Source organism: Polyangiaceae bacterium (assembly GCA_015075635.1).
In the GTDB taxonomy this organism is placed as follows: domain Bacteria; phylum Myxococcota_A; class Polyangia; order Polyangiales; family Polyangiaceae; genus JADJKB01.
This window is the reverse complement of sequence record JABTUA010000002.1, coordinates 660,606-683,838: the sequence shown is the minus strand read 5'-3', so window position 1 is coordinate 683,838 and position 23,233 is coordinate 660,606. Positions and strand designations below refer to the sequence as shown.

Below are 23,233 nucleotides of genomic sequence, written 5' to 3'. Positions count from 1 at the left end.
TCAGAAGTCGCTGCGCGCGCAGCGGAAGCCGGCGTCGGCGTAGAACTCACCGGCGGCGAACGGCTCGACGAAGTCGTTCCTCAGGTGATCCGAGGACGAGTCGTTGATGAACGCACCGCCGCGTCGCGCCCTGAGCACGGCCTCCGCCGGGCCCGACGGCGCGGGCCCCGTGTAGTTCTCCACGTCCAAAGGCGGCGAGCCCGAGGTCCAGGTCGCGTCCCACACCCACTCGTAGACGCTTCCGGCCAGATCCTGCACGCCGTCCAGCGTGCGCCCGTCGTAGGTGTCGTCGCCGACGTTCTTCGGGAAGTCGCAGTCCGCGATCGTGGCGCGGTCGCAGGTCGGCGGCTCGTTGCCCCAGGGGTAGTCGGTCTTGCGCTTGCCGCTGCTGGTCGCCACGTACATCCACTCCGCCTGCGTGAGCAGACGATTGCCCTCCCAGAAGCAGAACGCGGCGGCCTGGAACCACGAGACGCAGGTCATCGGGTAGTCGTTGTTCTGTGGCTCGCCGACCATCCAGGTCGTGGGCGGCGCGTAGGGCGGGGGCGCGGTGCAGGTGCCGGTCGGGTTGTCGGTCGCGAAGTGGGAGTCAGTCGCGTAGTCGTTCCACGCGGCGTCCCAGATCATGGTCTTCTCGTACGGCCCGCCGGGGTCCAGGCTGCAGCCGTCGCAAGGCAGCGTGCCTCCCGAGTCGAGCCAGTTCCGGAAGCGCTGCACGGTGACCTCGTATTGATCCACCTGGAAGGAGTTGGTGAAACGCACCCGGAACTGATCCGAGCCCAGGTCGTCTTCGAAGGTCGCGCCGGTCACGCCGATGTACACGGGTCCACCGCCATTGCCACCGCTGCCTCCCCCGACTTCGTAGTCTGGAAAGCAGCCCGCCGAGCCGACCGCTGCGAGGAGAACCACGGCCAGTCCGGGAACGCGCATGCGCCGAAGATAGCCGCGAAGGCGAAGCTCGTGCGCGCGAAAATCCAGCGTCAGACGAATCCCGGCCGGCTCGCAGGGGGTTCTTGCTAGGCTCCCGCGTCGCTTCGACGGAGGCAAAATCATGGGCGTTTTCGATCTGCTCTCGCAATATGGCTACGGCCAGCTCCACCTGAAGCGCGACGCCGGCACGGGCATGAACGCCATCATCGCCGTGCACGACACGCGGCTCGGCCCCTCGCTCGGCGGCTGCCGCTTCATCCACTACGACGACGAGGAAGCCGCGATCGTGGACGCGCTGCGCCTGGCGCGCGGCATGACCTACAAGGCGGCGATCACGGGGCTCTCCCTCGGCGGTGGCAAGAGCGTGATCATCAAGCCCCGGACGGACTTCAACCGCGGCGCACTGTTCCGCGCCTTCGGGACCTTCGTGGACGAGCTGGCCGGGCACTACATCACCGCGGAGGACAGCGGCACGAGCCTCGAGGACATGGAGGTGATCCGCACCTCGACCAAGCACGTGACCGGCGTTGCTCCGGAGAACGGCGGCTCCGGCGACCCCAGCCCGTTCACGGCGCTCGGCGTGCGGCGCGGCATCGAGGCGGCGGTGAAGTTCGTGATGAAGCGCGACGACATCAAGGGCCTACACGTCGCGGTGCAGGGCATCGGCCACGTCGGCTACTACTTGTGCAAGGAGCTCCACTCGCTGGGCGCGAAGCTGACGGTCGCGGACGTCGATCCGCTCAAGAGCGAGCGCGCGGCGCGCGAGTTCGGCGCCGACATCGTCGGGCTCGACACGCTCTTCGGCGCCGAGTGCGACGTGCTCGCGCCCTGCGCGCTGGGCAGCGCGCTGAACGACACGACCATCCCCAAGCTGCGCTGCAAAATCGTGGCTGGCGCGGCCAACAACCAGCTGGCCGAGCCCCGCCACGGAGACGACCTGATGCAGCGGGGCATCCTCTACGCCCCCGACTACGCCATCAACGCCGGCGGCCTGATCAACGTCGCGACCGAGCTCGAGGGCTACGACGCCGACAAGAGCCGAGCCAAGGTCATGAAGATCTACGAGACCATCTACGAGATTGCGGAGCGCGCCCAGCGGGCCATGAAGCCCACGCACCTCATCGCCGACACGATGGCGGAGGAGCGCCTGGCCCGGGCCGGCCGCGGCTGAGGCGGCTTTCGAGCCTGTCTCTTGGCAGGCCGGCGCCCCGCTGCTAGACCGGACCCGCTTCATGGGTTCATTCAGCCTCGTCCACTGGATCGTCGTCATCGTCATCCTCCTGCTCGTCTTCGGGCCCAAGCGGCTGTCCGAGGTGGGCAAGGGACTCGGTCAGGGCATCCGCAACTTCAAGAAGGGCATCGAGGGGGGCGAGGGTGAAGAGAAGGAAGCGAGCGACGAGCCCAAGCGCCTGAAGAAGGGCGACTCCACCAAGAAGCTCAAGTCGAAGCGCCCCGTCGTGGAAGAGGACGAGGGCGACGACGCCGACGAAGCGGACGAGGACGAAGAGGAAGAGGAAGTCCGGCCGCGCAAGAAGTCCAAGCGGGCGTGACTCCGGCGCTCCGGCTCGAGGCGCTCAGCGTTCGCTACGGCGACTTCGTCGCTGTCGATGCCCTCGACCTCGAGGTGAGGCAGGGAGAGCTCTTCGGCCTGCTCGGGCCGAACGGCGCCGGCAAGAGCACCACGCTGCGCGTGCTCACTGGTCAGCTTCGACCGAGCAGCGGCCGCGCCGAGGCGCTGGGCCACGATCTGGCGCACGACTTCGCCGGCCTCAAGCCGAAGCTCGGCTACGTGCCCGACCGCGACAACCACTTCGAGGAGCTGAGCGGCAGGCAGAACCTGGAGCTGTTCGCCCAGCTCTACCGCACGCCGCGCCAGCGCGTGAGCGAGTGCCTCGGGCTCACGGAGCTGGACGACGCGGCAGACCTGCCGGTGCGGGGCTACTCGCAGGGCATGCGCCGGAAGCTCTTGATCGCGCGCGCGCTGTTGCACGGCCCGAGGCTCGTGTACCTCGACGAGCCGACGGCCAACCTGGACGTGCACTCCGTCCGACTGGTGCGCCGCCTGCTCACGGAGCTCGGCCGGGCCGGAACGACGGTGCTGCTCACCACCCACGACATGGCCGAGGTGGACGAGATCTGCGATCGCGTGGCGGTGCTCCGTCGCGGTCGCCGCGTCGCGCTCGGCACACCGTCGGAGCTGAAGCGAGCGCACACCGAGCAGTGGGTGGACGTGGTGCTCGCGGGAGGCGAACGGCGGAGCTTCGATCTGGCCGACGAGCTCGCGCGGCAGGAGCTGGCCGAGCTCGTCCGCGCGGGGAGCGTGCTCAGCGTGAACAGCCGTGCTCGGGATCTGGAGGCCGCGTTCCTGGAGATCGTCGCGGGTGAGGGCTGATGCGCGGCTACGTGCTCCGAACTCTGTTCGTGAAGGAGGCGCGGCGCGTCGCAGCGCATCGTGGCACGGTCGGCATGCTGCTGCTCCTGTTGGTGGCGGCGGTGCTCCTGTCGTTCGCTGGCGCGCGGGCGCTCGAGGGCGCGTTCGGCTCGGCGAGCGCGGGCAAGTGCGTGATCGACACCTGGGACCAGAGCGAATGGGTGAGGCACCTGGAAGCTCGCGTGCCCCCCGAGCTCCGAGCGCGCGTGAGCTTCCGCCAGATGGAGAACCACCGCGGCATGATCCGCTACCCGACCGGCTCGGTGGGGATCCAGCTGCGCCCGAACGAGGACACCGGGGGCTACGAGATCTGGACCTGGCACGCGCCCGGCGCGGCGGAGTCCGCGGCCTGGTGCGAGGCCTGGGTCTGGCGCGAGACACGCCAGTTCTACCTGGACCGATCGGGCGTGGACGACGCCACTCGCGCGCTCGAGGCACGCCAGATCGGCGCCATCGACTCCCGGGACGACGCCTGGGCCTTGCGTGAAGCGCACGCGCGCTTCCGGCAGCGGGTCGATCCCGGAGGCAGCGTGGTGCCGCGGTTCGACGTCGAGCGCTCGCCGTTTCGCTCCGTGAGCGGAGCGGGAGCGCGGGAGGCCATCGCCATGGGCCTCGTGCTGCTCGGGCTGTTCTTCGTGGGGATTTTCCTCCTGCCCAGCATGACCTGCGAGGAGCGCGAGCGCGGGACGCTGGCAGCCATCGCGCTCTCGCCGGTCGCGCCGAGCGAGATCGTGAGCGCCAAGCTCGGCTTCTACTTCTTGTTCGCGTTCGCGCTCGCGGCGCTGCTCGGCGGCATCGCGGCGCCTGCGGCGCTCGGCCGCCCGTTCTTCTGGGGGACGCTCGCGGCGGTGGCGCTCGCCTCGGTGGCCATCGGGTTCAGCATCGCGTCGCTGGCGAAGACCCAGCGCGGCGCGAGCCTAGGCGCGCTGTCCTACCTGTTCGCCACCGGCGTACTGCTCGTGACCGGCAAGGACAGCCCGCTCGAGCCGGTGACCTGGCTACTCATCGAGCGGCACGGCCCGGAGCTCCTGCTGGCCGCCTTGGCCGGCATCGTCCGGCGCGCGCAGTGGCTGCAGCTCGGGGTCGCCGCGGCGCTCGCCCTGGTCTGGGTCGGCGTCGCGAGCCTGTGCTACCGGCGCGTCGGCTGGAGATGAGCGTCACTGCCCGCGCGTGGCCAGGCCGTACGCGACGCAGGCGAAGAGCGGGATGAGCAGCCAGATCAGCGGGCCCCAGGGCTTCAAGAGCTTCTCTTCGGGTTCCGTAGCGGTGGCCGCGGCCTTCTTCTTCGGCTTGGCTTCGCTGGGCTCGGCTGCTGCCTCGCGCGCCCGGCCCGAGCGCTTCTTCTTCTCGCTGTCCGCCATGCTGTGCGGCGACCTAGCACGCCTCCCGGAGCGGGGGTAGCCTTTCGCCCGTGATCCAGCGCACGGCCAGACGCCTGCTCGGGGGTGCAGCAGCGGCGGTGGACCGCGCCGCGACCCTCGCCGCGTACGCGGGTAGCCAGGGCTCGCGCAAGAAGAGCCGCGCCGAGTCCCTCGGTCACGCCGAGCGGATGCAGGCCCTCCGGGCCATCGCCGAGCTCTACCCGCACGACGCCCCGGGCTACTTCCGCGAGCCCCGCAGCATCGCGCCGGCCGAGCGCGTGGTGCGCTGGAGCGCCGGCGGGCATCGCGTGGTGGATCTCTCCTGGTCGAGCGACTACCAGCCCTTCGAGGCCGGTGTCGCCGAGCGCTTCGGCCGCTACGCGGAGAACCGCGTGGCCGCGGCGCGGGCGTTCTTCGGGCCCGAGCCGCGCCCCGTCGCGCTCCTGATCCACGGCTACATGGCCGGCCAGTACGATCTGGAGCAGCGCGTCTGGCCCATGGAGTGGCTCGATCGCATCGGCCTCGACGCCGTCCTACCGGTGCTGCCGTTCCACGCCGTGCGCGGTCCGGCGCGCCGGCTGGGTCAGCCGCCGCCCTTCCCCGGCAGCGACCCGCGCATGTCGAACGAGGGCTTCCGGCAGGCCATGGCAGATCTCCGCGATCTCGTGCGCTGGCTGCGCGAGCGCGGGCACCCGGCGGTCGGCGTCATGGGCATGAGCCTCGGTGGGTACACCACCTCGCTCCTGGCCACGGTCGAGGCGGAGCTCGCCTTTGCAATCCCGATCATCCCGCTGGCGTCACTGGCGGACTTCGCGCGGGACCAAGGCCGCCTGGGCTCGGCGCCGCACGAGACCGAGCTCCAGCACCGCGCGCTGGAGGCGGCGCACCGCGTGGTCAGCCCGCTCGGGCGCGCGCCGCTGGTGCCGGGCGAGCGCATGCTGGTCGTCGCGGCCCGGGCGGATCGCATCACGCCGCCGGCGCACGCGCGGCGCATCGCGCACCACTTCGGCGCGCCGCTCGAGAGCTGGCACGGGGGGCACTTGTTGCAGTTTGGCCGGTCGGAGAAATTCCGCCGCATCGGCCGCCTCCTGGACGAGCTCCGGCTCACGAACCGCAGATGAACCTCGACGTCCCAAGCGCTTCCACATCGGGCGTCACCACTCGCGACATCGTCGGGATGGTGGTCGTGGGCGTCATCATCCTGGTGATGTGGCTCGCGTTCCGTAACTTCCAGAAGCTGGTGGAGAAGGACGACGACGAGCCGAAGTGAGCCTCAGGGCGCGCAGGGCACTTGCCTCAGCACCGGCGCGTAGAGCACGCTCTTCTTGCCCGTCAGGTAGACGAAGTCTCCGAGCACGGCGTGAGCGCTCCCCTCGAGGTGCCCGTCGCCCCAGCTCACGTCGATCTGCGCCTCGGGCAGCGCGGTCTGCTCCTGAAAGCTGGCGAGCGTGCCGGTGGCGTCGATCTTGGCGCCGAACACCTTGGCGCCACGCACCACGAACAGCGTGCCGTCGATCACGAACCAGTCGCCGCGCTGGTTGTCGGTGCCGGCGGGCAGCGTGCCGAGCTCGCTCCAGGCCTCCAAACTGCCGCTCGCCTGCAGCTTCGCGCGCCAGTACTTCGAGCCGTCGCCTTCGCCGCTCCAGACGAAGCCGTTCCAAAAGGCGCACCTGCCGGGGCGCGTGGCCGGGTGGTCGGCGCCGACGGCGGTGAACGCCGACTCGACCGGGATCTTGCTGCGGTAGACGTTCGGCGCGTAGGTGTAGCCGGTGAAGCTGAAGCCGCCCAGGTGGAGCACCCAGCTCGCGCTGGGGAAGGTGGCGACGAGCGCGCTGTCCCAGACGTAGCGGTTGCCGCCGAACGCAGCGTCCGGGTTCGACTCGAGCAGCACGACGTCGCCGGTCATCTTGCCGCTCGCGTCGAGCGGGTAGCGGGCGATGTGGCCGTTGCGGAAGTGGAACGGCTCGCCGTTCGCCACCACGGCGGTGAAACCGTGGGGACCACCGCCGTGATCGGGCGAGGCGACCTGCCAAGCGCCCAGGCTGCCGTCCGCGTTCTGCTTCGCGGAGTAGAGCACGCGCTCGCCGCCGCCGCTGGCCATGGTGTGTACGTAGTAGTAGCCGTTCACGCCGAACGACGGCAGCGGGTGCGAGACGTGGCTCGCGTCGGTGAACGGTGCCGTTTGTTTCCAGGCGCCGAGCGCGGTGCAATCTCCCGCGGGAGCCGTGCCGCCGCTGCCGCCAGACGTCCCGCCGCCGCTCGGACTGCCGCCGGAGCCGCTGTCGGGCCAGCCTGCGTCACCGACGCTGCCACCCATCCCGCTCGCCCCGCCCGAGCTCGCGCCGCCGCTCGATGCGCTGCTCGAGTCGTCCGACGAGCACCGAGAGAGCGAGACGACGAGCAGGCAGAGCGCGAGCCTCATCGCTCCGAGAGTAGCAGCTTGACCCCTCCGCGCGCTGCTCTCACTCTTGTCGTATGCGAGTGCTCGGGCTGTGTGGTGCCCTGTTACTCTTGGGCTGCAGCGCTTCTAGCGCGGACGACCCAGTGACCGGCGGAGGCGGCAGCGCGGGCAGCGGCGGCAGCGTATCGAGCGGTGGCACCTGGCCAGGCGGCGGCGGAAACGGCAGCGGCGGGGGTGGCAGCGGCGGCACGGGCGGAGCAGCCTCGGGCGGCAGCGGCGGCAGCGGCGGCAGCACGGGCGGCAGCGGCGGCAGCACGGGCAGCTTCGCCCCGGCTTGTCCCGCGACCTGCCCGAACGTGGGTCCGAGCTCGTACCCGTCGTCGCCCACGGTCGGCGCGCCGACCACGGATCACCCGCCACCGCAGCATGGAGATCTGAACGTCAAGAACCGCGGCTGGGAGCCGTGTACGAAGGTCGACTGCGGCGCGAACGAGATCGGCTTCGTCTACTACCCGCCGGACTCGGTGGGCGTGGACGCGAAGGCCCCGCGACTGCACACGCTCTTCGACCCGCCGGGCCAGCCTTTCGCAGCGAACTTCCGGATGTACGACTGGGACTGGAGCTGCGGTCAGCACGGCTGCAAGGGTGCGCTCTCGAACATGCCCTGGCCGGTGACCGCCTCGACCTTCAAGACCAGCGCGGGGCAGACGCTGAAGCTGCCCCAGAGCGGCTACGAGATTGCTTCGGGTGGCCTCCAGGCCCGAGCGCTCTACGTGGACGGGGACTCCATCACGCTCAAGTACACCGGCGAGGACAACGTGGTGGTCGGCTACACCATCAGCATCGTGGGCATCTGCCCTGCGCCGGCGCTGCGCTCGCGGTACGACTCCGACGACGCGGCTGGTCGCAAGCAGCTGCCGGCGCTGCACGGTGGAGACGTGCTCGGCACCGCGTGCGCGGGGCAGACCCTCGTGACCGTGCGCGACAGCGGCAGCTTCATGGACCCGCGCTCGGAGACGGACTGGTGGCAGGAGCACCCGTGAGTCAGTCGAAGAAGACCTCGGCCGGCAGCGCAATGCTCCCGCCCAGGGTGCCTTGGCCCAGCTGCCCGCGGTCGTTGGCGCCCCAGCAGTAGAGCGCGCCGCTCTCGCCCAGGGCGCAGGAGTGGTCCCAGCCCGCCGCGAGCTCGACGATGCGCTCTGGCAACGCGACGCCGAGGGGGGCGGTCGTCTTGTCGACGAGAGCTCCAACCCCCAGCTGGCCCCAGTCGTTGCGACCCCAGCACGAGACACTGCCGGCTGCGTCGAGCGCGCACGAGTGAGCGAAGCCGAGCGCCAGGGCTTTCACCCCGGAGACTGGCACGAGCACCGGCGCGAGCAGTACCTCTTCGCTAGCGGTTGCGACGCCGAGCTGCCCGTCGGAGCCCCGACCCCAGCACCAGAGCTTGCCGTCACTGGTCAGCGCGCAGGCGTGGTTCACGCCGGCGGCTGCGTACGTCACGTCGTTCAGCGACACGTTCACCGGCGAGGTCGCCTTTTCCAGCGCGGCACCCGTACCGAGCTGCTCGCCCGCGCCCCAGCAGGCGAGCGTGCCGGAAGCGCGCAGCGCGCAGGTGTAGTCCCAGCCGGCGAAGAGCGACTCCGCGCTGAGGCCCACCACGTCGAGGGGCGACGGCGAGTCTTCGAGGGAAGCGAACCCCGCGCCCAGCTGCCCCGCGTAGTTGGTGCCCCAGCACCGCGCGGACCCGCTCTCGAGCAACGCGCAGCTGAAGCCATTGCCCGCGGCGACCTCGCGGACGGGCTCGAGACCGGACACGCTGCGCGGCAAGAGGTCGGCCGGGTCCTCTTCGAGCCCGGTCACCTTGCCTTGACCGAGCTCGCCCTCGCCGTTGAAGCCCCAGCAGTGCAAGCGCGCGTCGCGCGTGACCGCGCAGGTGTGGTGCGCGCTCGCGTCCGCTCGGGCCACCTCGGCGAGCCCCGAGACGAGCGTCGGCGTCGTGCGCTCGTCGCTCTGCTTGCCGTGCCCCGCGGTCCCGGTGCCGAGCTGACCCTGCCAGTTGTCGCCCCAGCACCAGAGCCGCGCCTCGGCGTCGATGCGGCAGGAGTGGCGACTGCCGAGGGCGAGCGCGCGGGTCTCGGCGGCCGGGGCGCTCGCGTGGGTGGGATCGGCAGGCGGGACCACCCCGCCCGGCTCCGGAGGCTCGGGCCTTTCTGCCACCGTGTTCCCGCCGCAACCCCAGGTCAGAAACGCCACGCCGAGCAGTCTTCGCATGGCGGCTCGCTTTGCACGGCCGGTGCCAGGCGGAATTCGTGGGCTTTCACGCTCGCCTCCCCCGCGGTTACCAGCGGGTTACCGCTTGCGCAAAGACGTATCACGATGTATCACAACGTGACTCGGAGACGACGATGGCCCTCGAAATGCTGGATACGCCGCGAGCGACCCGGGTGGGCGAGACGACGCTGGCCTGGACGGAAGCGGGCTCGGGCCCGCCCTTGCTCTTGCTCCACGGGCTCGGCGACTGCCACCGCACCTGGCGCAGGGTGCTGCCGCTGCTCGCGCCCCATCACCGTGTCCTGCTGGTGGATCTGCCCGGACACGGTCTCTCGGGGCGGCCCGACGCACCGTACACCCTGGCCTGGTACGCCGAGACACTGCGGGGCTTCCTCGACGCGCTCGAGCTCGAGCGCGTTCAGGTGGTGGGTCACTCGTTTGGCGGGGGTGTGGCGCAGTGGATGCTCCTCGATGACCCGCAGCGCATCGAGCGTTTGGTGCTGGTGGCGCCCGGTGGGCTCGGCAGGGAAGTCGGAATCGGCATGCGTCTCGCTTCGTTCCCCGTGCTCGGGCCGCTGATCACACCGGTGGCGATGCGCCTGGGCACGCGCGTGATGATGCGCGTGGCCTCGAGCGACCTCGGAAACCCGGAGCCCAACGAGATCGACCGGCTGACGTGGATGAACTCGGCGCCCGGCTCCGGGCGCGCATTCACGCGCACCGTGTCGGGGGCCATCGATCTGTTCGGCCAGTACTTGCACACCTGGGACCGCATCCACGAGGTTCCGGCGTTGCCGCCCCTGATGCTGCACTGGGGAACCCACGACCGCGTGATCCCGATCGCGCACGGGCTCGCGGCTCGCGACCGCCTCGCCGGCGCGGAGCTCTTGGTCTACCCGGGAGTCGGGCACTTCCCGCACCTGGATCAGCCCGCTGTGTTCTCGGACGCCGTCCGTCGCTTCGTGGACCTTCGAGCCGTCCCGGCGCGACCCGTGCTGCGCCAAGTGCCCGCGACGCTCGAGCGCCGTGGGGCGCTCGTGCGCTTCTTCGTTCGCGTCGGCGGAGCGCTGCGCCGAGCCCTGCGCCAGGCCGCAGCTTGATTTCGCGCGGTGTGGTAGGTTCCGGGCGAGCCATGACCGACGAGCGCCGCATCTCTCCCCGTCACTCTGCGTACATCGGAGCCGAGATCGACACCGGGGACGGACCCGTCAAAGCAGCGATCACCCACGACGGCAGCGCGACCGGGATCTTGCTCCTGACCCGCGCGGATCTCGACGTCGGCCAGACGGTGAAGCTCTCCGTGTTCTTCGTGGAAGGCGAGTCGAAGACGATGACGGGGAAGGTGGTGCGTCGCGATCAGCTCAACCACGAAGAGAACACGCTCTGGCGCAGCAAGGTCGCGGTCGCCCTCGACGAGCCGCACCCCGATCTCGCGCAGGCGTTCACGGATCTGGCCGAGCAGCAGGCGAAGATCTACGGCACGAAGGAGTGACCCTCACCGGGTCATCTCCTCCTGCACACAGGCCAGGAGCGCCGCTGGCAAGAACGGCTTGGACAGGACCGCCCCGCCCGTGCGGGTGAGCGCGTCTTCACTGTCGGGGGCGAAGCCGGTGACGAACACACCCCGGGGCGGCTCAAGCTCCACCTCCAACACGGCCGCATCGGTTTCGAGGTGCCGCCGGGCGTGCGACGCTGCGCTCCCCACACTCCGATGGTCGGCGCTTCGCTCGCTTCGGTCAACCGAGTCGACTGCCTCCGGGGAGGGGCGTAACATCACCTGATGACGGCGAGCACGTTCGGGCGGCTGGCAGCTCTCGCACCCCTGCTCTTGGCGCTCGGCTGCGGGGACGGCGACGACTCCAAGGGCGGCGCCGGTGGCGGTGGCGGCAGCGGCGGCTCGAGCGGCAGCGGCGGCTCGAGCGGCGGCGGCGGCGGCTCGAGCGGCTCAGGGGGCTCCGGTGCCGCGGGGAGCGGCGGCTCTGCGGGCACGCCTCCGACCCTCGACTGCCCGAACAAGCTCGCACCGCACGAGCCCAAGGGTCAGGTCGAGAAGGTCGGCAGCGGGACGGCCGCGTCGTGCACCGAGCAGGCTCTCCACGACGCCGTGGCGAAGGTGGACGGCGGCACCGTCACGTTCGACTGCGGGGGCGAGCACACCATCACGCTGACCAAGTCGGTGTTCGTTCCGAAGTCGATGCTGCTCGACGGCGGCGGCCAGATCACGCTCAGCGGGGGCGGCAAGGTGCGCGTGCTCGAGCTCGACCACCACATCGACTTCGTCATCCAGCGCATCACCATCCGCGACGGTTTCGTGCCGGCGGGGAGTGAGAACGAGAGCGGCGCGGGGCTCCTGCACCCCTGGTTCGGCACGCTCGAGGCCATCGACGTGCGCTTCGAGAACAACCACAGCGCGAGCCAGGACCACGACGTGGGCGGCGGCGCCATCTACGCCGGCGGGCTCACCCGCGCGGTGCTCTCTGGCTGCGTGTTCGAGAACAACAGCGGCTCCACCGGCGGCGGCGTGCTCAGCCGCAGCACCAACCTGAGCGTGGCCAACTGCGTGTTCTTCGGCAACGCCGCCACGACCTACGCAGCCAGCGGCCAATACGGCAACGGCGGAGGCCTCTACATCGACCGCATGTGGCTGGACGCCCCGAAGGACTTCGTCATGTGCGGCACCGTGTTCGAAAAGAACAGCGCCAAGGTGCACGGCAGCGCGCTCTTTTCCTACAACCTGGAGGGCACCGGCGCGAGCATCGAGCGCTGCACGTTCGACCAGAACGTGATGGAGGGCACCGGGACCGGCAGCGTCTACCACGAGGGCGTGCCGCTCTCCCTCACGACCTCCACCTTCTCCGGCAACTCCACCGGCCAGCACGCGGGTGGGCTGTTCCTCGGCGGCGGCAGCGACGCCAAGGTGGAGAACTGCACGTTCGACGGCAATACGACGCCCGGCAACGCCGGCGCGCTCTGGGCCGGCAACGGCAACGTGGAGGTCGCGAACGTCACCTTCGCGAACAACTCCGCCGACTACGGCCCGGTGATCTTCAAGGGCCAGAGCGGCAAGGTGAAGCTCACCAACGTGATCTTCGCCAACAACAAGACGGCGAACCAGTACAGCGCCCTGGCTTGCCACGAGACCTTCGACGACGGCGGCGGCGTGATCCAGTGGCCGGACAAGAAGAACAGCGGCAGCAAGGACACGCCGTGTACTTCCGGCGCAGTCTTCGCCGATCCCGCTCTGGGAGCCTTGGCGGACAACGGCGGGCCCACGAAGACGATGGCGCTCGCCGCCGGGAGCCCCGCCATCGACGTCGGGGGGACCTGCTCGGAATTCGATCAGCGCGGCGAGCCGCGGGTCGGCAAGTGCGACTCGGGCGCGTTCGAATTCCAGCCTTGAGCGCTCAGCGCACGACCTGGCGCTCAGTCCTTCTTGCCCTTGCCCTTCTTCTTCGGCTCCGGCTCGCTGGCTTTCGGAGCCGGGCTCGGGCCGACGGCGGGAGCGTCACTGCCCGCCCGGGCGCACTTGGGGCTGTCGAGCACCACGGTCACGCCGTCGTTGCTCGGCACCAGCTTGTTCCAGAGCCGGGTCATGCTCGGATCGCCGGCGAAGACGTCCACGTGCTTGCCCTTCACGCGCAGCCCGCGGTCCTGGGCCATGAAGCAGCCGTCGTGCAGTCCGGAGGACTCGGCGTCGCGGGGCATGCCCTCGAGCTCCGGGATGTAGATCGTCGTGCCGAGCGGGATCACGTCGCTGTCCACGGCGACGGTGTAGAGCGGCGTGATGGGTCCGCCGGTCGCGCCGCGACCGTAGGGGAACTGCTTCGGATCCAGGGCGTCGAAGCAGATCTTCTGGTTGGTCTTGCTGCACACGGCGGCGCACGCGCAATCGCGCTTCGCGAAGCTGACGGTCTGACCGCCGGCGAGCGTTCCGCTGCCCTGCACGCAGACCGCTTCGTAGAAGCCTTTCGGCACGTCCTTGATGGTCTGGCACTCGGGGTTCTTGAGCGCGACGGGCGGGCCGCTGTGGTCGGCCTCGCTCGGGAAGTCGTAGTAGGTGTTGCGGAACTTGCCGAGCACCTTGCCCTCGAGCTTGCCGCCCAGCTGACGGACGGGCCGCAGCGGCTCGTCGCTCAGGCTCTTGGCGCCCTTCTCCGGCTGCTCTTCGCCCAGCGTGCGCGTGCCGCGGACGGGGTCGGTGCCCGGGCGGTTGCCGCTGGCCTTGCCGCCGGCGCCGCTCGACAGCGCGGGGAACCCCTCCTCAGGCAGGGGCTGGGCCATCCAGTTCGAGCCCACGGTCGAGCACGCCGAGAGCGTGCCGAGCGCCACGAGCATGATGGTCCGGTTCATGGCTTCTCCTCCTGCTTCGGACCGGCGCTGCACTCGCTGCCCCTGTCGCGGGTCACGAGGGGGCGCTGCCGCTCCGTGTGGGCGACCCAGTGGTCCACGATGTGGCGGGGCACCTGGTGCTCGTCGAGAACGTCGCGGAGCAGCTTCAGCCGGCGCATGAACTGTCCTCCCATGATCCGGTGCCGGGCGTGAGCCACGTCGAGGGGGCGGCCGGTGTACGCCACGTCCGCGCCCAAATGCCCGGCGGCCAGCTCGTATTCCCGCTGCTTGAGCCGAGCGCGGTCCACGCCGTGGAAGAAGAAGCCGATCATGCCGTCGTCGGCGATGCGATCGACGAAACGGTCGATGATGCTGCGCAGGCGCGCCTCCCCCAGCTCTTCGAACATCGTTCTGTCGGTCACGCAGGGGGAAAAAGCTAGCACCGGGCCCGGCTCCTGCCCCGTGTATGCGAAACGCACACGCAGGGGCCAAGATTTCGGACGGAATTTCTTGGGCATTCCCCCGATCACGCGCTACGGGTTCGGGCTCATGCCGTCGATCCGTCGCTTCGCGGGCGGGAGCCTGATCCTCTGCGCGCTCCTCTCGGCGCTGCCTGGCCTCGGCCAGGCCGAGGTGAAGCGCGGCTCCACGGCGCGCGCGCCCAAGGGCGCCGAGGCGGCTCGACGCGCGAAGGCGAAGAAGAAGACGCAGGGCTGCAAGCGCGAAAAGCCCAAGTCCTTCTTGATCCGGAAGAACTACCTCAAGAACGGCGGGCTGCCGAAGGCGCTGCGCTTTCGCGCCGAGCGCTACGGCTGGGTCGAGGGCGCGGGCCTCGAGGGCTTCGCCCAGCACAGCGCCATCTCGCAGGCCGCGGACACCACCTTCATGGGCCTACCCATCCGCGTGCACAAGAAAATCGTGCCCAAGCTGCGCTGCGTGGAGCGCACCATCCGCACGAGCTGCAACGGTCGTGGCAAGCGCTACGTCCCCAAGGCGATCGGCGGCTTCCGCGAGTCGAACACGTTCCGCAAAGGCGAGGTCTCGAACCACATGTTCGGCATCGCCATCGACATCGACCCGGATCGCAACCCGTGCTGTGGCTGCGTCGATCCCTGGCCCAGCCATCGCTACTGCCAGAACGGCGCCAAGAGCGTGTACGAGAAGACCGAGCTGACGCGCTGCTGGATCGACGCCTTCGAGCAGCACGGCTTCTACTGGCTCGGGCACGACTCGCTCGAGGACACCATGCACTTCGAGTACCTGGGCGACCCGGACCGCTGAGGGTCACCCCGCAGCGTGGCGGCCGCGCAGCGCGACGCGCTGGACGACGCTGACGACCGCGAGCACCAGACCGCCGACCAGCACGCCGACCAGTCCGTCCACGACCGTCGGCACGACGGCCTCCGCGGGCCCGGCGTGCTCCTTCCAGCCCTGGATCCGCGAGTGCAAGCCCGGCACGCCATGCGTCACGATGCCGCCACCCACCAGGAACATGGCGACGGTGCCGGCGACGGAGAGCGTCTTCATCAGATACGGCGCTGCCCGCAGGATGCCCGCACCGATGGCGCGCGCGACGGCGTTCGTGCGCTTGCGGAGCGCGAGCCCCAGGTCGTCGAGCTTCACGATGCCGGCCACCAGCCCGTACACGCCGACGGTCATCAACGCCGCGATCGCGCACAGCACCAGCACGCGGTGCTGGAACGACGCGGCGGTGACGGTGCCCAGCGCGATCACGATGATCTCCGCGGAGAGCACGAAGTCCGTGCGGACGGCGCCGCGGACGCGCAGGCGCTCGAGCGCAACGGGGTCGGTCGGCTCTTCCACCTTCGGCCTGGCCGCTTCGTCAGCCTTCCCGTGGAAGAGCTTGTGGGAAACCTTCTCGAAGCCCTCATAGCAGAGGTACGCGCCGCCGAGCATCAGCAGCGGCGTCACCAGCCAGGGTGCGATGGCGCTGATCCCCAGGGCCGCTGGCACGAGGATCAACTTGTTCACCGCCGAGCCCTTGGCCACGGCCCACACCACCGGTAGCTCGCGGTCCGGGTTCACGCCGCTGACCTGCTCGGCGTTGAGCGCCAGATCGTCGCCGAGCACGCCCGCCGTCTTCTTGGTGGCGACCTTGGTCATGGTCGCGACGTCGTCGAGCGTCGAAGCGATGTCGTCGAGCAGGGCGAGCAGGCTGCCGGCGGGCATTCGGCTTTACTAGGGTCCGCTTTGCCTGGCGGCAAGCCTCACTCGGTGGTCATGGCGCGCGCGCGCGCCGCCGGGTCGTTCGGATCGATCGCGGCGGCCTTCTTCCAGGCCGCGGAGGCCGCGCTCGGCTCGCCGGATTTGCCCAGCGAGTCCCCCAGGACCACGAACGCCGCGGCCGACTTCGGGTCGAGCGCGGTGGCCTTCCGCGCCCAGAAGGTCGCAGCCTTGGGCTGACCCTGCTCGAGCAGAGCCCGCGCCATCCCCGTGGCCGCGGCGGCGTTCTGGCCCTCGAGGGTCAGCGCGCGACGGTAGGCGCGCTCGGCGGCCAGGTGGTCCTGCCTCCGTGCGGCCTCCCCACCCAGCTTGAGCTGCGCGCGCACGAGCTTGTCGCGGGCAGCGGCATCGGATGGTCCGATACCGTAGCCGAGCAGGATCGGGTCCACGGCCTTCGGCATGTCGCCGGAGAGCGCCAGCGCGTCGCCGAGCAAGATCTGGTAGTTCGTCTCTTCGGGGTTCAGCTTGACGGCCTCGCGAGCCCACTGCACCGCGGACTTCGCGTCGCGCCGGCTCATCAACACGCGAGCCAGCCCCGAGTGAGCTTCGGCGTTCTTCGGGTCGAAGCGCATCGCCTTGCAGTAGGCGGCCTGCGCGCCGTCCATGTCCCCGCGCGCGAGCTCCTTGCGCGCTGCTCGCACCTGGTCGTAGGCGGCGCCGGGGTACACGCCAGGGCTTGGCGGCATGTTGCCGAGCAGCTTCTCGCAGGTCGGAGCGGAGGCCAGAGCATCCGCCTCGTCCGGCGAGAGCTGGGGCGGCTCCGGCGCAGGCGGCGCCTCGGGCTTGGGAGCGGGCTTGGCGCTCGCCGTCGTGGCCGCCTGGGGCGCCGGGGCCTCGCTGGGCACGGCGCTCGGGGTCATCTTCTGTTCCTGCTTCGGGCGCAGCGCCAGCACCACGACCGTGCCGATCACGAGCACGCCGACGAGTCCCGCCAGCGCGTAACCGATCGTGTTGAGCGAGCTCCCAGGCTTGGGCTTCTGCCGCCGCGAAGCCGGAGGCCGTTCGGAGCGCCGCCGCTGGCGGCTCTCCATCACCGCCGGCATGGGAATGCTCGGCGGAATCGGCGGCGGTTCGGCGTCCGCCATGTTCAGCGCGACGTCCGGCGTGGTCATCAGGTTCGCGGTCTGCGGCTGCTCCGTGGGCTCGACGTGCACCCGTCCGCTCGACACCACGAGCAACGCCGCGAGCGCGACCGGACCGGAGAGCTCGCGGGGATCCGGCGCGAGCACCTCGCCGGAGGCGCCCACCACCAGCCCCTCCGAGACGTCGATGCGTACGCGCAGGCGCGGGTTCTGCACCGTGACGCGCACGGCCTTGGTGGCGGAGGCGAGGCCGCGCAGAAGGCGCGCCGGCCCGGTGATCTCGAGCCGGGTGTCGAAGGCGGCGCGCGAGTCGGCGCGCTCCGAGAGCGCCCGCTCCGGCTCGGCGAGCGCGGAGAGCGTGCCGAGGATGCGCTCGATGGCAGGCACCGCGCGCTCTTCCGACCAGACTTCGTCCCAGCGCACCACCAGCAAGGAGGCCCAACGCAGGCGCGTGTCGCGACGCATGCGCCGCATCAGCTCGTAGCCCTCGCCTTGCGCCTCGCGTTCGCCGATCAGCAGCACCGCCGGGTCCATGGTGCGGATGCGGTGGAAGCGCACCTCGCTCGGATCGAGGTCGGTGACGACCACGTCCACGCCGCGCTCTCTGAGCTCCTGCGCCACGGCGTCCGCGCGGGCCGCGTCGGCGTCGGCCAAGACGACCCGCAGCCCCTTCACGTCCACGCGTGCCTCGGCCGGCTCCTCGTCCAGGCCGCCCAGGAGCTGCACGGTGCCGGCGGCCCGCTCGTCGAACTCGTACTGCAGGGGCTCGGCGGTCACGACGTGCTCGCGCACGCGCGACACGAACTCGTCGATGGTCTCGGTCAGCGCGCGGCCGCCGCCCAGCACGATGCGCACTGCCTGGGAGTCTGCGCCACCCGCCGCGCGCACACTCAAGATGCCGGTGCGGAGCTCGTGCTCGAGGGCGGACACCAGCTCTTGCAGCGTCGCCTCTCCGACGTCGCCCAGCGACTCCGCCTCTCGCTCCGGGATCTCCCGCGCCAGGGTCGCGATGCGCTCGGCCATCTCGTCCATGCTCGCGGAGCGCGGGATGACGGCGGCGGCGCCATGACGAAACGCCATCAAGCGCGCCTCGAGCTCGGTGTTGTCGTCCAGGATGGCGACTGGCACCACGCTGCTCTGCGGTGAGAGCGCCAGCGCGCGCAAGATGTGGTGCCCGGAGTCGCGCGCGGCGTCACCGGCCAGCACGACCAGGTCCGGCGCCAAGTAGATCACGGCGTCGGTGACCTCTTGGGTGTCGGCCCGCACCACTTGCACGCGGTGCCGCGCGAGCGCGGGCTCGAGGGCCGCGCTCAGCGTCTCCGGCGCGCTCACCAGGAGCACGCTCGGCTCACCGGGGCGACCCATCGGGCGCCGGCGCGCCAGCTCTCGCAGGCGAAAGGCCCGCGATTCGTCGCGAGCGGGGAGCCCGCTCAGACGAAAGGCTCGGGAGTCTTCCCGCCCCGGCAGCTGGCTCGAGCGGAAGGCACGGGAGTCGTCTCTGCGGATCGGCGGCGGCGGTCCGGGATCGCGAGGGACGGGCTTTGCCCTGGCTTTGGCCGGGCGGTCCTCGTCGGTGCCCGAAGGCATGCGCGGGGCCCCGGGGAACACCGCCGTGGACTCGTCCTCGTCCGGGCGAGGCACCGGCCCGGGTTGCATCGCCGCCGCCGGTAGCGGGACCTTGGGCGCCGGTACGGTGGGCCGGTAGTGATCGGAGAGCGGCAGCGGGTGTTTGGTCGGCTTGGACGACTCCATGGGGTCGTCGCCGGACCCGTCCCTCTCGCTACCTCCGGACATCGGCAGACCGAGAGGATCGCAGAGGTTTGTCGGCAGGGCCAGATGACGGGAGCGCAGTTGCGCTCAGGGCTCTCCGAGGAGATCGACCAGGGTCGGGTGGATCTTGCCGTTTGTCGCGACCAGATGCCCCTCCGCGAGCCTCGGCGCGCCGCCGTTCAGGTGGGACAGTTGCCCACCTGCAGCGAGCACGATGGCCGAGCCCCCAGCCAGATCCCAGGGGTTCAGCCGGCGCTCCCAGTAGCCGTCGTAGGTCCCGTCGGCGACCCAGCACAGGTCCAGGGCGGCCGCACCGCAGCGGCGGACTCCGTGGCAGCGCTTCTTCACCCGGGCGAACGCCGCGAAGTTGTTGTCGGGCTCGCGCTCGCGCTCGCGCGGGAAGCCCGTGGCGAGCAACGAATGCTCGAGCGTCTCGGTGGCGCTCACCCGGCACGGCTCGCCGTTGCGGAACGCGGGGCCGCCGCGGTGGCCCGACCACTCGAGGCCGAGGGCCGGAGCAACCACGGCGCCGGCGAGCGGCGTCTCCCCCTCCATCACGCCGATGCTCACGCCCCAGACCGGGTGGCCGTGCGCGTAGTTGGTGGTGCCGTCGATGGGGTCGCAGTACCAGACGCGCTCGGCTCCGCGCTCGCCGCCCTCTTCTTCGCCCACGATCGGCAGCTCCGGAGTGAGCTCGGAGAGGCGCGCGCGGATCAGTCGCTCCGAGGCCAGATCGAACTCGGTGACCAGATCGCGCAAGCCCTTCTCGGCCACGTCCATGCGCTGGCGGAAGCCGCTCAGGGCGAGCGCGCCGGCTTCGCGCGCCACTTCCAGCGCGATTCGGCCGAGCTCGCTCGGCGTCACGCTGCTTTGCCGTGGCACTTCTTGAATTTCTTGCCGCTGCCGCAGTGGCAAGGATCGTTGCGCCCGATGCGTGGCCCCTCGTTCTTGATCGGGGGTCCGGCGATCTGCTCGGCGTCGGCGAACAGCCACTTGCCTTCGTGCTTCTCGAACTTGGCGCGCTCGCGGTGCTCGAGCGTGACGTTCTTGATCTTGTAGCGTGCGACGAACTCGACACTACCCTTGTCGTCGCTCGCCCCGCCGCCCTCGGTGCCGAGCACCTCGAGCCCTAGCCACTTGCTGTTCTTGCTCCAGGCCTCGGTCTGCGCCCGGTCCACGTCCTTGCCGGCCTCGGGGGTGTGCGACTTCAGGATGAAGTCCACCTCGCCCAGGGCGTAGGCGGCGTAGCGCGCGCGCATCAGCGCTTCGGCGCTCTCCGCGGACTTCTCCCCCTTGATGATGGGCAAGCAGTGGGTCTCGGTGGACTCGCCAATTCCACAAACGCAGGGCACGGGGTTCTCCTTTGACCGCGCCGGGACCGGCTGCGGTTGGCCGCGTGAATGCCACCGAATGGCGCTACGGACAAGCGCCCCGTCGTGTTAAAGGCGGGCGGTAGGGAGGAAGCAGCATGAGCAAGACCCCGATCGACGTCCGCGTCCATGCGCGCGGCACGCTGCACGGCGATCAGCCCAGCGAGGACCCGAGCACCACGGCGCGCTGCGACCTGTGCGGCAGCGAGGCCGACGCGGTGGCCTCGGTCTCCGCCGGCAGCTTCGCCTGCAAGATCTGCCTCCGGGAGCGGCTGGAGTCGATCACGGTGGGCCTGTTCATGTTCAAGGGCTCCGCGGGCAAGGGTCTGCCCTGGGGCAAGATAAGTGGGTAGAGTCAGGACGATGGCGAAGCCGATACCCACCGATCGGAGCGAGAGCGTCTTCTCCGACTACAAGCACGAGTACACGCCGCACCAGGCGGCCGTGGAAGCGAACCGCTGCCTGTATTGCTCGGACGCCCCCTGCACCAAGGCGTGCCCGACGCACATCGACGTGCCGGAGTTCATCCGCAAGATCGCCACCGGCAACGTCAAGGGCTCGGCGCGCACCATCTTCGACTCGAACATCCTGGGCATGAGCTGCGCGCGGGTGTGCCCGGTCGAGGTCTTGTGCGTCGGCGACTGCGTCTACAACACCATGGGCGTGCCGCCGATCCAGATCGGCAAGCTCCAGCGCTTCGCCACCGACCAGGCCTTCGAGAAGGGTTGGCGCTTCTTCGAGGCCGGCCCGCCCACGGGCAAGAGCGTGGGCCTGATCGGCGCCGGCCCTGCGTCGCTCGCCGCCGCACACGAGCTCAGGCGCCTGGGTCATGCCTGCACCATCTACGAGAAGCGGCAGGTCATCGGCGGCCTCAACACCACCGGCGTCGCGCCCTACAAGATGCGCGCGGACCGCTCGCTGGAGGAGGTCGAGTGGGTGCTCGGCATCGGCGGCGTCGAGGTGAAGACGGGCGTCGAGATCGGCACAGACATCTCCTTCGAGGAGCTGGAAAAGAAGCACGACGCGGTGTTCGTCGGCGTCGGGCTCGGACCGGACACGCGGCTCGGCGTGCCGGGCGAAGAGCTGCCGGGCGTCCACGGCGCCGTGGCGCTGATCGAGCGCTTGAAGCTGGAGAAGCTCCCGCTCGCGGGCGTGAAGAGCGCCTTGGTGATCGGCGGCGGCAACACCGCCATCGACGGGGTGCGCGAGCTCGCTGGCCTCGGCGTTCCGAGCGTGAGCCTGGTCTACCGCGGCACCGAGGCCAAGATGCCGGGCTACCGGCACGAGTGGCTGGCCGCGCGCGAGGTCGGGGTCTCCGCGCTGTTCCAGGCGGTGCCCGTCGCCTTCGAAGGCAACGGCAAGGTCGAGCGGGCGCGCCTCGTTCGCACCGACGCGCAAAAGAAGCCCATCGCCGGCAGCGAGTTCACGGTGGACGCCGAGCTGGTCCTGCTCGCCATCGGGCAGTCCACGCTCGGGCAGCTGCTCGCCGGTCTGCCCGGCATCGTCGTCGACAAGGGCCGCGTCACGACCGACGAGCACGGCGCCACCGGGCGCAAGGGTTGGTACGCCGGCGGCGACTGCCGGAACGGCGGCAAGGAAGTGGTGAACGCCGCCGCCGAGGGCAAAGCCGCGGCTGCCGCCATTCACCGTCAGCTGGGAGGCAAAGATGCCTGATCTGTCCACGAACTGCGCGGGCATCCGCTCGCCGAACCCGTTCTGGCTCGCCTCGGCGCCGCCGGCGAACTCTGGGGCTCAGGTGCAGCGAGCGTTCGACGCCGGCTGGGGCGGGGCGGTGTGGAAGACGCTGGGTCAACCGATCCAGAACGTGTCCAGCCGCTTCGGCGCCATCAACTACTCCGGCACGCGCGCCATCGGCTTCAACAACATCGAGCTCATCACGGACCGCCCGCTGGAGACGAACTTCCGGGAGATCTACGAGACCAAGAAGAAGTACCCGAAGAACGCCGTGGTCGTCTCGCTCATGGTCGAGACGCAGGAAGAGTGGAAGGACATCATCAAGCGCTCCATCGACGCGGGCGCCGACGGCCTGGAGCTCAATTTCGGCTGTCCGCACGGCATGTGCGAGCGCGGCATGGGCTCCGCCGTGGGGCAGGAGCCGCGGGTCAACGAGCGCATCACGGCCTGGGCCGTCGAGTACTCCACGGTCCCCGTGCTGGTGAAGCTCACCCCCAACGTGTCGGACATCTTGCCGCACGGCCTGGCCGCTCAGAAGGGCGGCGCCCACGGCGTCTCGCTCATCAACACCATCAAGAGCATCATCTCCGTGGACATCGACCGCTTCGTGCCCGAGCCGCGCGTCGGCGGCCAGAGCACCAACGGCGGCTACTGCGGCGCCGCGGTCAAGCCCATCGCGCTCCACATGCTGGCGCGCCTGACGCGCTCCGGCGACTTCAAGATCCCGGTCAGCGGCATCGGCGGCATCACCAACTGGCGCGACGCCGTGGAGTTCATGCTGCTCGGCGCCTCCAGCGTGCAGGTGTGCACGGAGGTCATGCTGAAGGGCTACCGCATCGTCGAGGACATGATCGAGGGCCTCGACGAGTACATGGCGACGCACGGCTTCCAGACGTTGGATCAGCTCGTGGGCAAGGCCGTGCCGGCGTATTCGGAGTGGGGCGACCTCGATCTGAACTACGAGACCATCGCCAAGATCGACGCCAAGAAGTGCATCGGCTGCCAGCTCTGCGTCGTCGCCTGCCACGACGGCGCCCACCAGTGCATCCACCCGGCGAAGGAAGGCAACGGCGACCCTGCCACTCGGGTGCCCATCGTGGACGAGAGCGAGTGCGTCGGCTGCAACCTGTGCAAGATCGTGTGCCCGGTGCCCGACTGCATCAGCATGGTCCCCGTGGACAACGGCTTCGCGCCCGCGACCTGGAACCAGCACGTCACCGAGGGCGCGAAGCTACGGCCCAAAAAGGGCGCGCACTGAGGGTTTTTCCGCACCACTGAACCCAGGCGCGCAGGGCGGCGGGGCGCGGCGAGGGGCCCGCACTTGGCGGAGAGGTGCGGCGCGCGGACGC

The 23,233-nt window shown here is 70.2% G+C and carries 24 protein-coding genes and 1 pseudogene; 14 read left to right on the top strand and 11 right to left on the bottom strand.

The genetic code is table 11. From position 1 onward, the window contains the following. Positions 1–930 carry an SUMF1/EgtB/PvdO family nonheme iron enzyme gene (locus tag HS104_19350; GenBank protein ID MBE7482119.1) on the bottom strand — a complete coding sequence of 310 codons (930 nt, stop codon included), beginning with the start codon at positions 928–930 and terminating at the stop codon, positions 1–3. A 121-nt stretch (positions 931–1,051) separates the two neighbouring features. Between HS104_19350 and HS104_19345 the strand changes: the two genes are divergently transcribed. The 4 genes from HS104_19345 (at position 1,052) to HS104_19330 (ending at position 4,515) form a co-directional block, all read left to right on the top strand. Then, positions 1,052–2,101 carry a Glu/Leu/Phe/Val dehydrogenase gene (locus HS104_19345; protein MBE7482118.1) on the top strand — a complete coding sequence of 350 codons (1,050 nt, stop codon included), beginning with the start codon at positions 1,052–1,054 and terminating at the stop codon, positions 2,099–2,101. 61 nt (positions 2,102–2,162) lie between these two features. Further along, the gene (tatA, locus tag HS104_19340) at positions 2,163–2,480 is read left to right on the top strand and encodes a twin-arginine translocase TatA/TatE family subunit (GenBank protein MBE7482117.1); all 318 of its coding nucleotides are present in this window, start codon (positions 2,163–2,165) and stop codon (positions 2,478–2,480) included. Next, on the top strand, positions 2,477–3,322 hold the full coding sequence (locus HS104_19335) for an ABC transporter ATP-binding protein (protein MBE7482116.1): 846 nt from the start codon (positions 2,477–2,479) through the stop codon (positions 3,320–3,322). Before tatA ends, HS104_19335 begins: the two co-directional genes overlap by 4 nt. Continuing rightward, positions 3,322–4,515, top strand: a complete 1,194-nt coding sequence (locus HS104_19330; GenBank protein MBE7482115.1) for an ABC transporter permease — start codon at positions 3,322–3,324, stop codon at positions 4,513–4,515. Before HS104_19335 ends, HS104_19330 begins: the two co-directional genes overlap by 1 nt. Before the next feature lie 3 nt (positions 4,516–4,518). Here the strand turns inward: HS104_19330 and HS104_19325 are convergent, their stop codons facing one another. Then, entirely contained in the window at positions 4,519–4,722 is a 204-nt protein-coding gene (locus HS104_19325) for a hypothetical protein (GenBank protein ID MBE7482114.1), read from the bottom strand. A 50-nt stretch (positions 4,723–4,772) separates the two neighbouring features. Between HS104_19325 and HS104_19320 the strand changes: the two genes are divergently transcribed. After that, positions 4,773–5,843 carry an alpha/beta hydrolase family protein gene (locus HS104_19320; protein ID MBE7482113.1) on the top strand — a complete coding sequence of 357 codons (1,071 nt, stop codon included), beginning with the start codon at positions 4,773–4,775 and terminating at the stop codon, positions 5,841–5,843. Then, entirely contained in the window at positions 5,840–5,992 is a 153-nt protein-coding gene (locus tag HS104_19315; protein ID MBE7482112.1) for a hypothetical protein, read from the top strand. Before HS104_19320 ends, HS104_19315 begins: the two co-directional genes overlap by 4 nt. 3 nt (positions 5,993–5,995) lie before the next feature. Here HS104_19315 and HS104_19310 read toward each other — a convergent pair whose 3' ends face one another. Next, positions 5,996–7,144 (bottom strand): hypothetical protein, encoded by a 1,149-nt coding sequence (locus tag HS104_19310; protein MBE7482111.1) that lies wholly within the window; start codon positions 7,142–7,144, stop codon positions 5,996–5,998. 122 nt (positions 7,145–7,266) lie between these two features. On the opposite strand from HS104_19310, the gene HS104_19305 reads away from it, so the two are divergent. Further along, positions 7,267–8,166, top strand: a complete 900-nt coding sequence (locus HS104_19305; GenBank protein MBE7482110.1) for a hypothetical protein — start codon at positions 7,267–7,269, stop codon at positions 8,164–8,166. A 1-nt stretch (position 8,167) separates the two neighbouring features. Here HS104_19305 and HS104_19300 read toward each other — a convergent pair whose 3' ends face one another. Next, positions 8,168–9,394 carry a hypothetical protein gene (locus HS104_19300; protein ID MBE7482109.1) on the bottom strand — a complete coding sequence of 409 codons (1,227 nt, stop codon included), beginning with the start codon at positions 9,392–9,394 and terminating at the stop codon, positions 8,168–8,170. Positions 9,395–9,528: 134 nt separating this feature from the next. Between HS104_19300 and HS104_19295 the strand changes: the two genes are divergently transcribed. Then, positions 9,529–10,494: an alpha/beta fold hydrolase gene (locus HS104_19295; protein ID MBE7482108.1), complete on the top strand. Its 966-nt coding sequence runs from the start codon at positions 9,529–9,531 to the stop codon at positions 10,492–10,494. Positions 10,495–10,526: 32 nt separating this feature from the next. Continuing rightward, positions 10,527–10,886, top strand: coding sequence for a PilZ domain-containing protein (locus HS104_19290; protein ID MBE7482107.1), 360 nt, complete (start codon positions 10,527–10,529; stop codon positions 10,884–10,886). A gap of 3 nt (positions 10,887–10,889) precedes the next feature. On the opposite strand, the gene HS104_19285 is transcribed toward HS104_19290, so the two are convergent. Continuing rightward, positions 10,890–11,045, bottom strand: coding sequence for a hypothetical protein (locus tag HS104_19285; GenBank protein MBE7482106.1), 156 nt, complete (start codon positions 11,043–11,045; stop codon positions 10,890–10,892). Positions 11,046–11,174: 129 nt separating this feature from the next. On the opposite strand from HS104_19285, the pseudogene HS104_19280 reads away from it, so the two are divergent. After that, a pseudogene (locus tag HS104_19280) lies at positions 11,175–11,366 on the top strand (bacteriocin microcin). Between the two features lie 1,451 nt (positions 11,367–12,817). Here the strand turns inward: HS104_19280 and HS104_19275 are convergent. Both HS104_19275 and HS104_19270 read right to left on the bottom strand, forming a co-directional pair. Further along, complete coding sequence (locus HS104_19275; protein ID MBE7482105.1) at positions 12,818–13,744, bottom strand: hypothetical protein; 927 nt, start codon at positions 13,742–13,744, stop codon at positions 12,818–12,820. Beyond that, entirely contained in the window at positions 13,741–14,145 is a 405-nt protein-coding gene (locus HS104_19270; GenBank protein ID MBE7482104.1) for a group 1 truncated hemoglobin, read from the bottom strand. The genes HS104_19275 and HS104_19270 overlap by 4 nt, the downstream gene beginning before the upstream one ends. Positions 14,146–14,272: 127 nt before the next feature. On the opposite strand from HS104_19270, the gene HS104_19265 reads away from it, so the two are divergent. Continuing rightward, positions 14,273–15,004, top strand: a complete 732-nt coding sequence (locus HS104_19265) for a M15 family metallopeptidase (GenBank protein MBE7482103.1) — start codon at positions 14,273–14,275, stop codon at positions 15,002–15,004. Positions 15,005–15,007: 3 nt separating this feature from the next. On the opposite strand, the gene HS104_19260 is transcribed toward HS104_19265, so the two are convergent. The 4 genes from HS104_19260 to HS104_19245 all read right to left on the bottom strand — a co-directional run bounded on the left by HS104_19260 (position 15,008) and on the right by HS104_19245 (position 20,078). Next, positions 15,008–15,913, bottom strand: a complete 906-nt coding sequence (locus HS104_19260) for a DUF808 domain-containing protein (protein MBE7482102.1) — start codon at positions 15,911–15,913, stop codon at positions 15,008–15,010. Between the two features lie 38 nt (positions 15,914–15,951). Next, a complete protein-coding gene (locus HS104_19255) occupies positions 15,952–18,801 on the bottom strand; it encodes a tetratricopeptide repeat protein (GenBank protein MBE7482101.1) in 2,850 nt (949 codons plus the stop codon). Positions 18,802–18,906: 105 nt separating this feature from the next. Continuing rightward, positions 18,907–19,701: an inositol monophosphatase gene (locus HS104_19250; GenBank protein MBE7482100.1), complete on the bottom strand. Its 795-nt coding sequence runs from the start codon at positions 19,699–19,701 to the stop codon at positions 18,907–18,909. Then, on the bottom strand, positions 19,680–20,078 hold the full coding sequence (locus tag HS104_19245; GenBank protein ID MBE7482099.1) for an SEC-C domain-containing protein: 399 nt from the start codon (positions 20,076–20,078) through the stop codon (positions 19,680–19,682). The genes HS104_19250 and HS104_19245 overlap by 22 nt, the downstream gene beginning before the upstream one ends. Before the next feature lie 209 nt (positions 20,079–20,287). Here HS104_19245 and HS104_19240 point away from each other — a divergent pair, with 209 nt between their 5' ends. The 3 genes from HS104_19240 to preA are packed head-to-tail and all read left to right on the top strand — an operon-like array spanning position 20,288 to position 23,142. Further along, positions 20,288–20,542 (top strand): hypothetical protein, encoded by a 255-nt coding sequence (locus HS104_19240; GenBank protein MBE7482098.1) that lies wholly within the window; start codon positions 20,288–20,290, stop codon positions 20,540–20,542. 10 nt (positions 20,543–20,552) lie between these two features. After that, the gene (locus HS104_19235; protein ID MBE7482097.1) at positions 20,553–21,863 is read left to right on the top strand and encodes an FAD-dependent oxidoreductase; all 1,311 of its coding nucleotides are present in this window, start codon (positions 20,553–20,555) and stop codon (positions 21,861–21,863) included. Then, complete coding sequence (preA, locus tag HS104_19230) at positions 21,856–23,142, top strand: NAD-dependent dihydropyrimidine dehydrogenase subunit PreA (GenBank protein ID MBE7482096.1); 1,287 nt, start codon at positions 21,856–21,858, stop codon at positions 23,140–23,142. The genes HS104_19235 and preA overlap by 8 nt, the downstream gene beginning before the upstream one ends. The last annotated feature ends 91 nt before the right edge of the window (positions 23,143–23,233 follow it).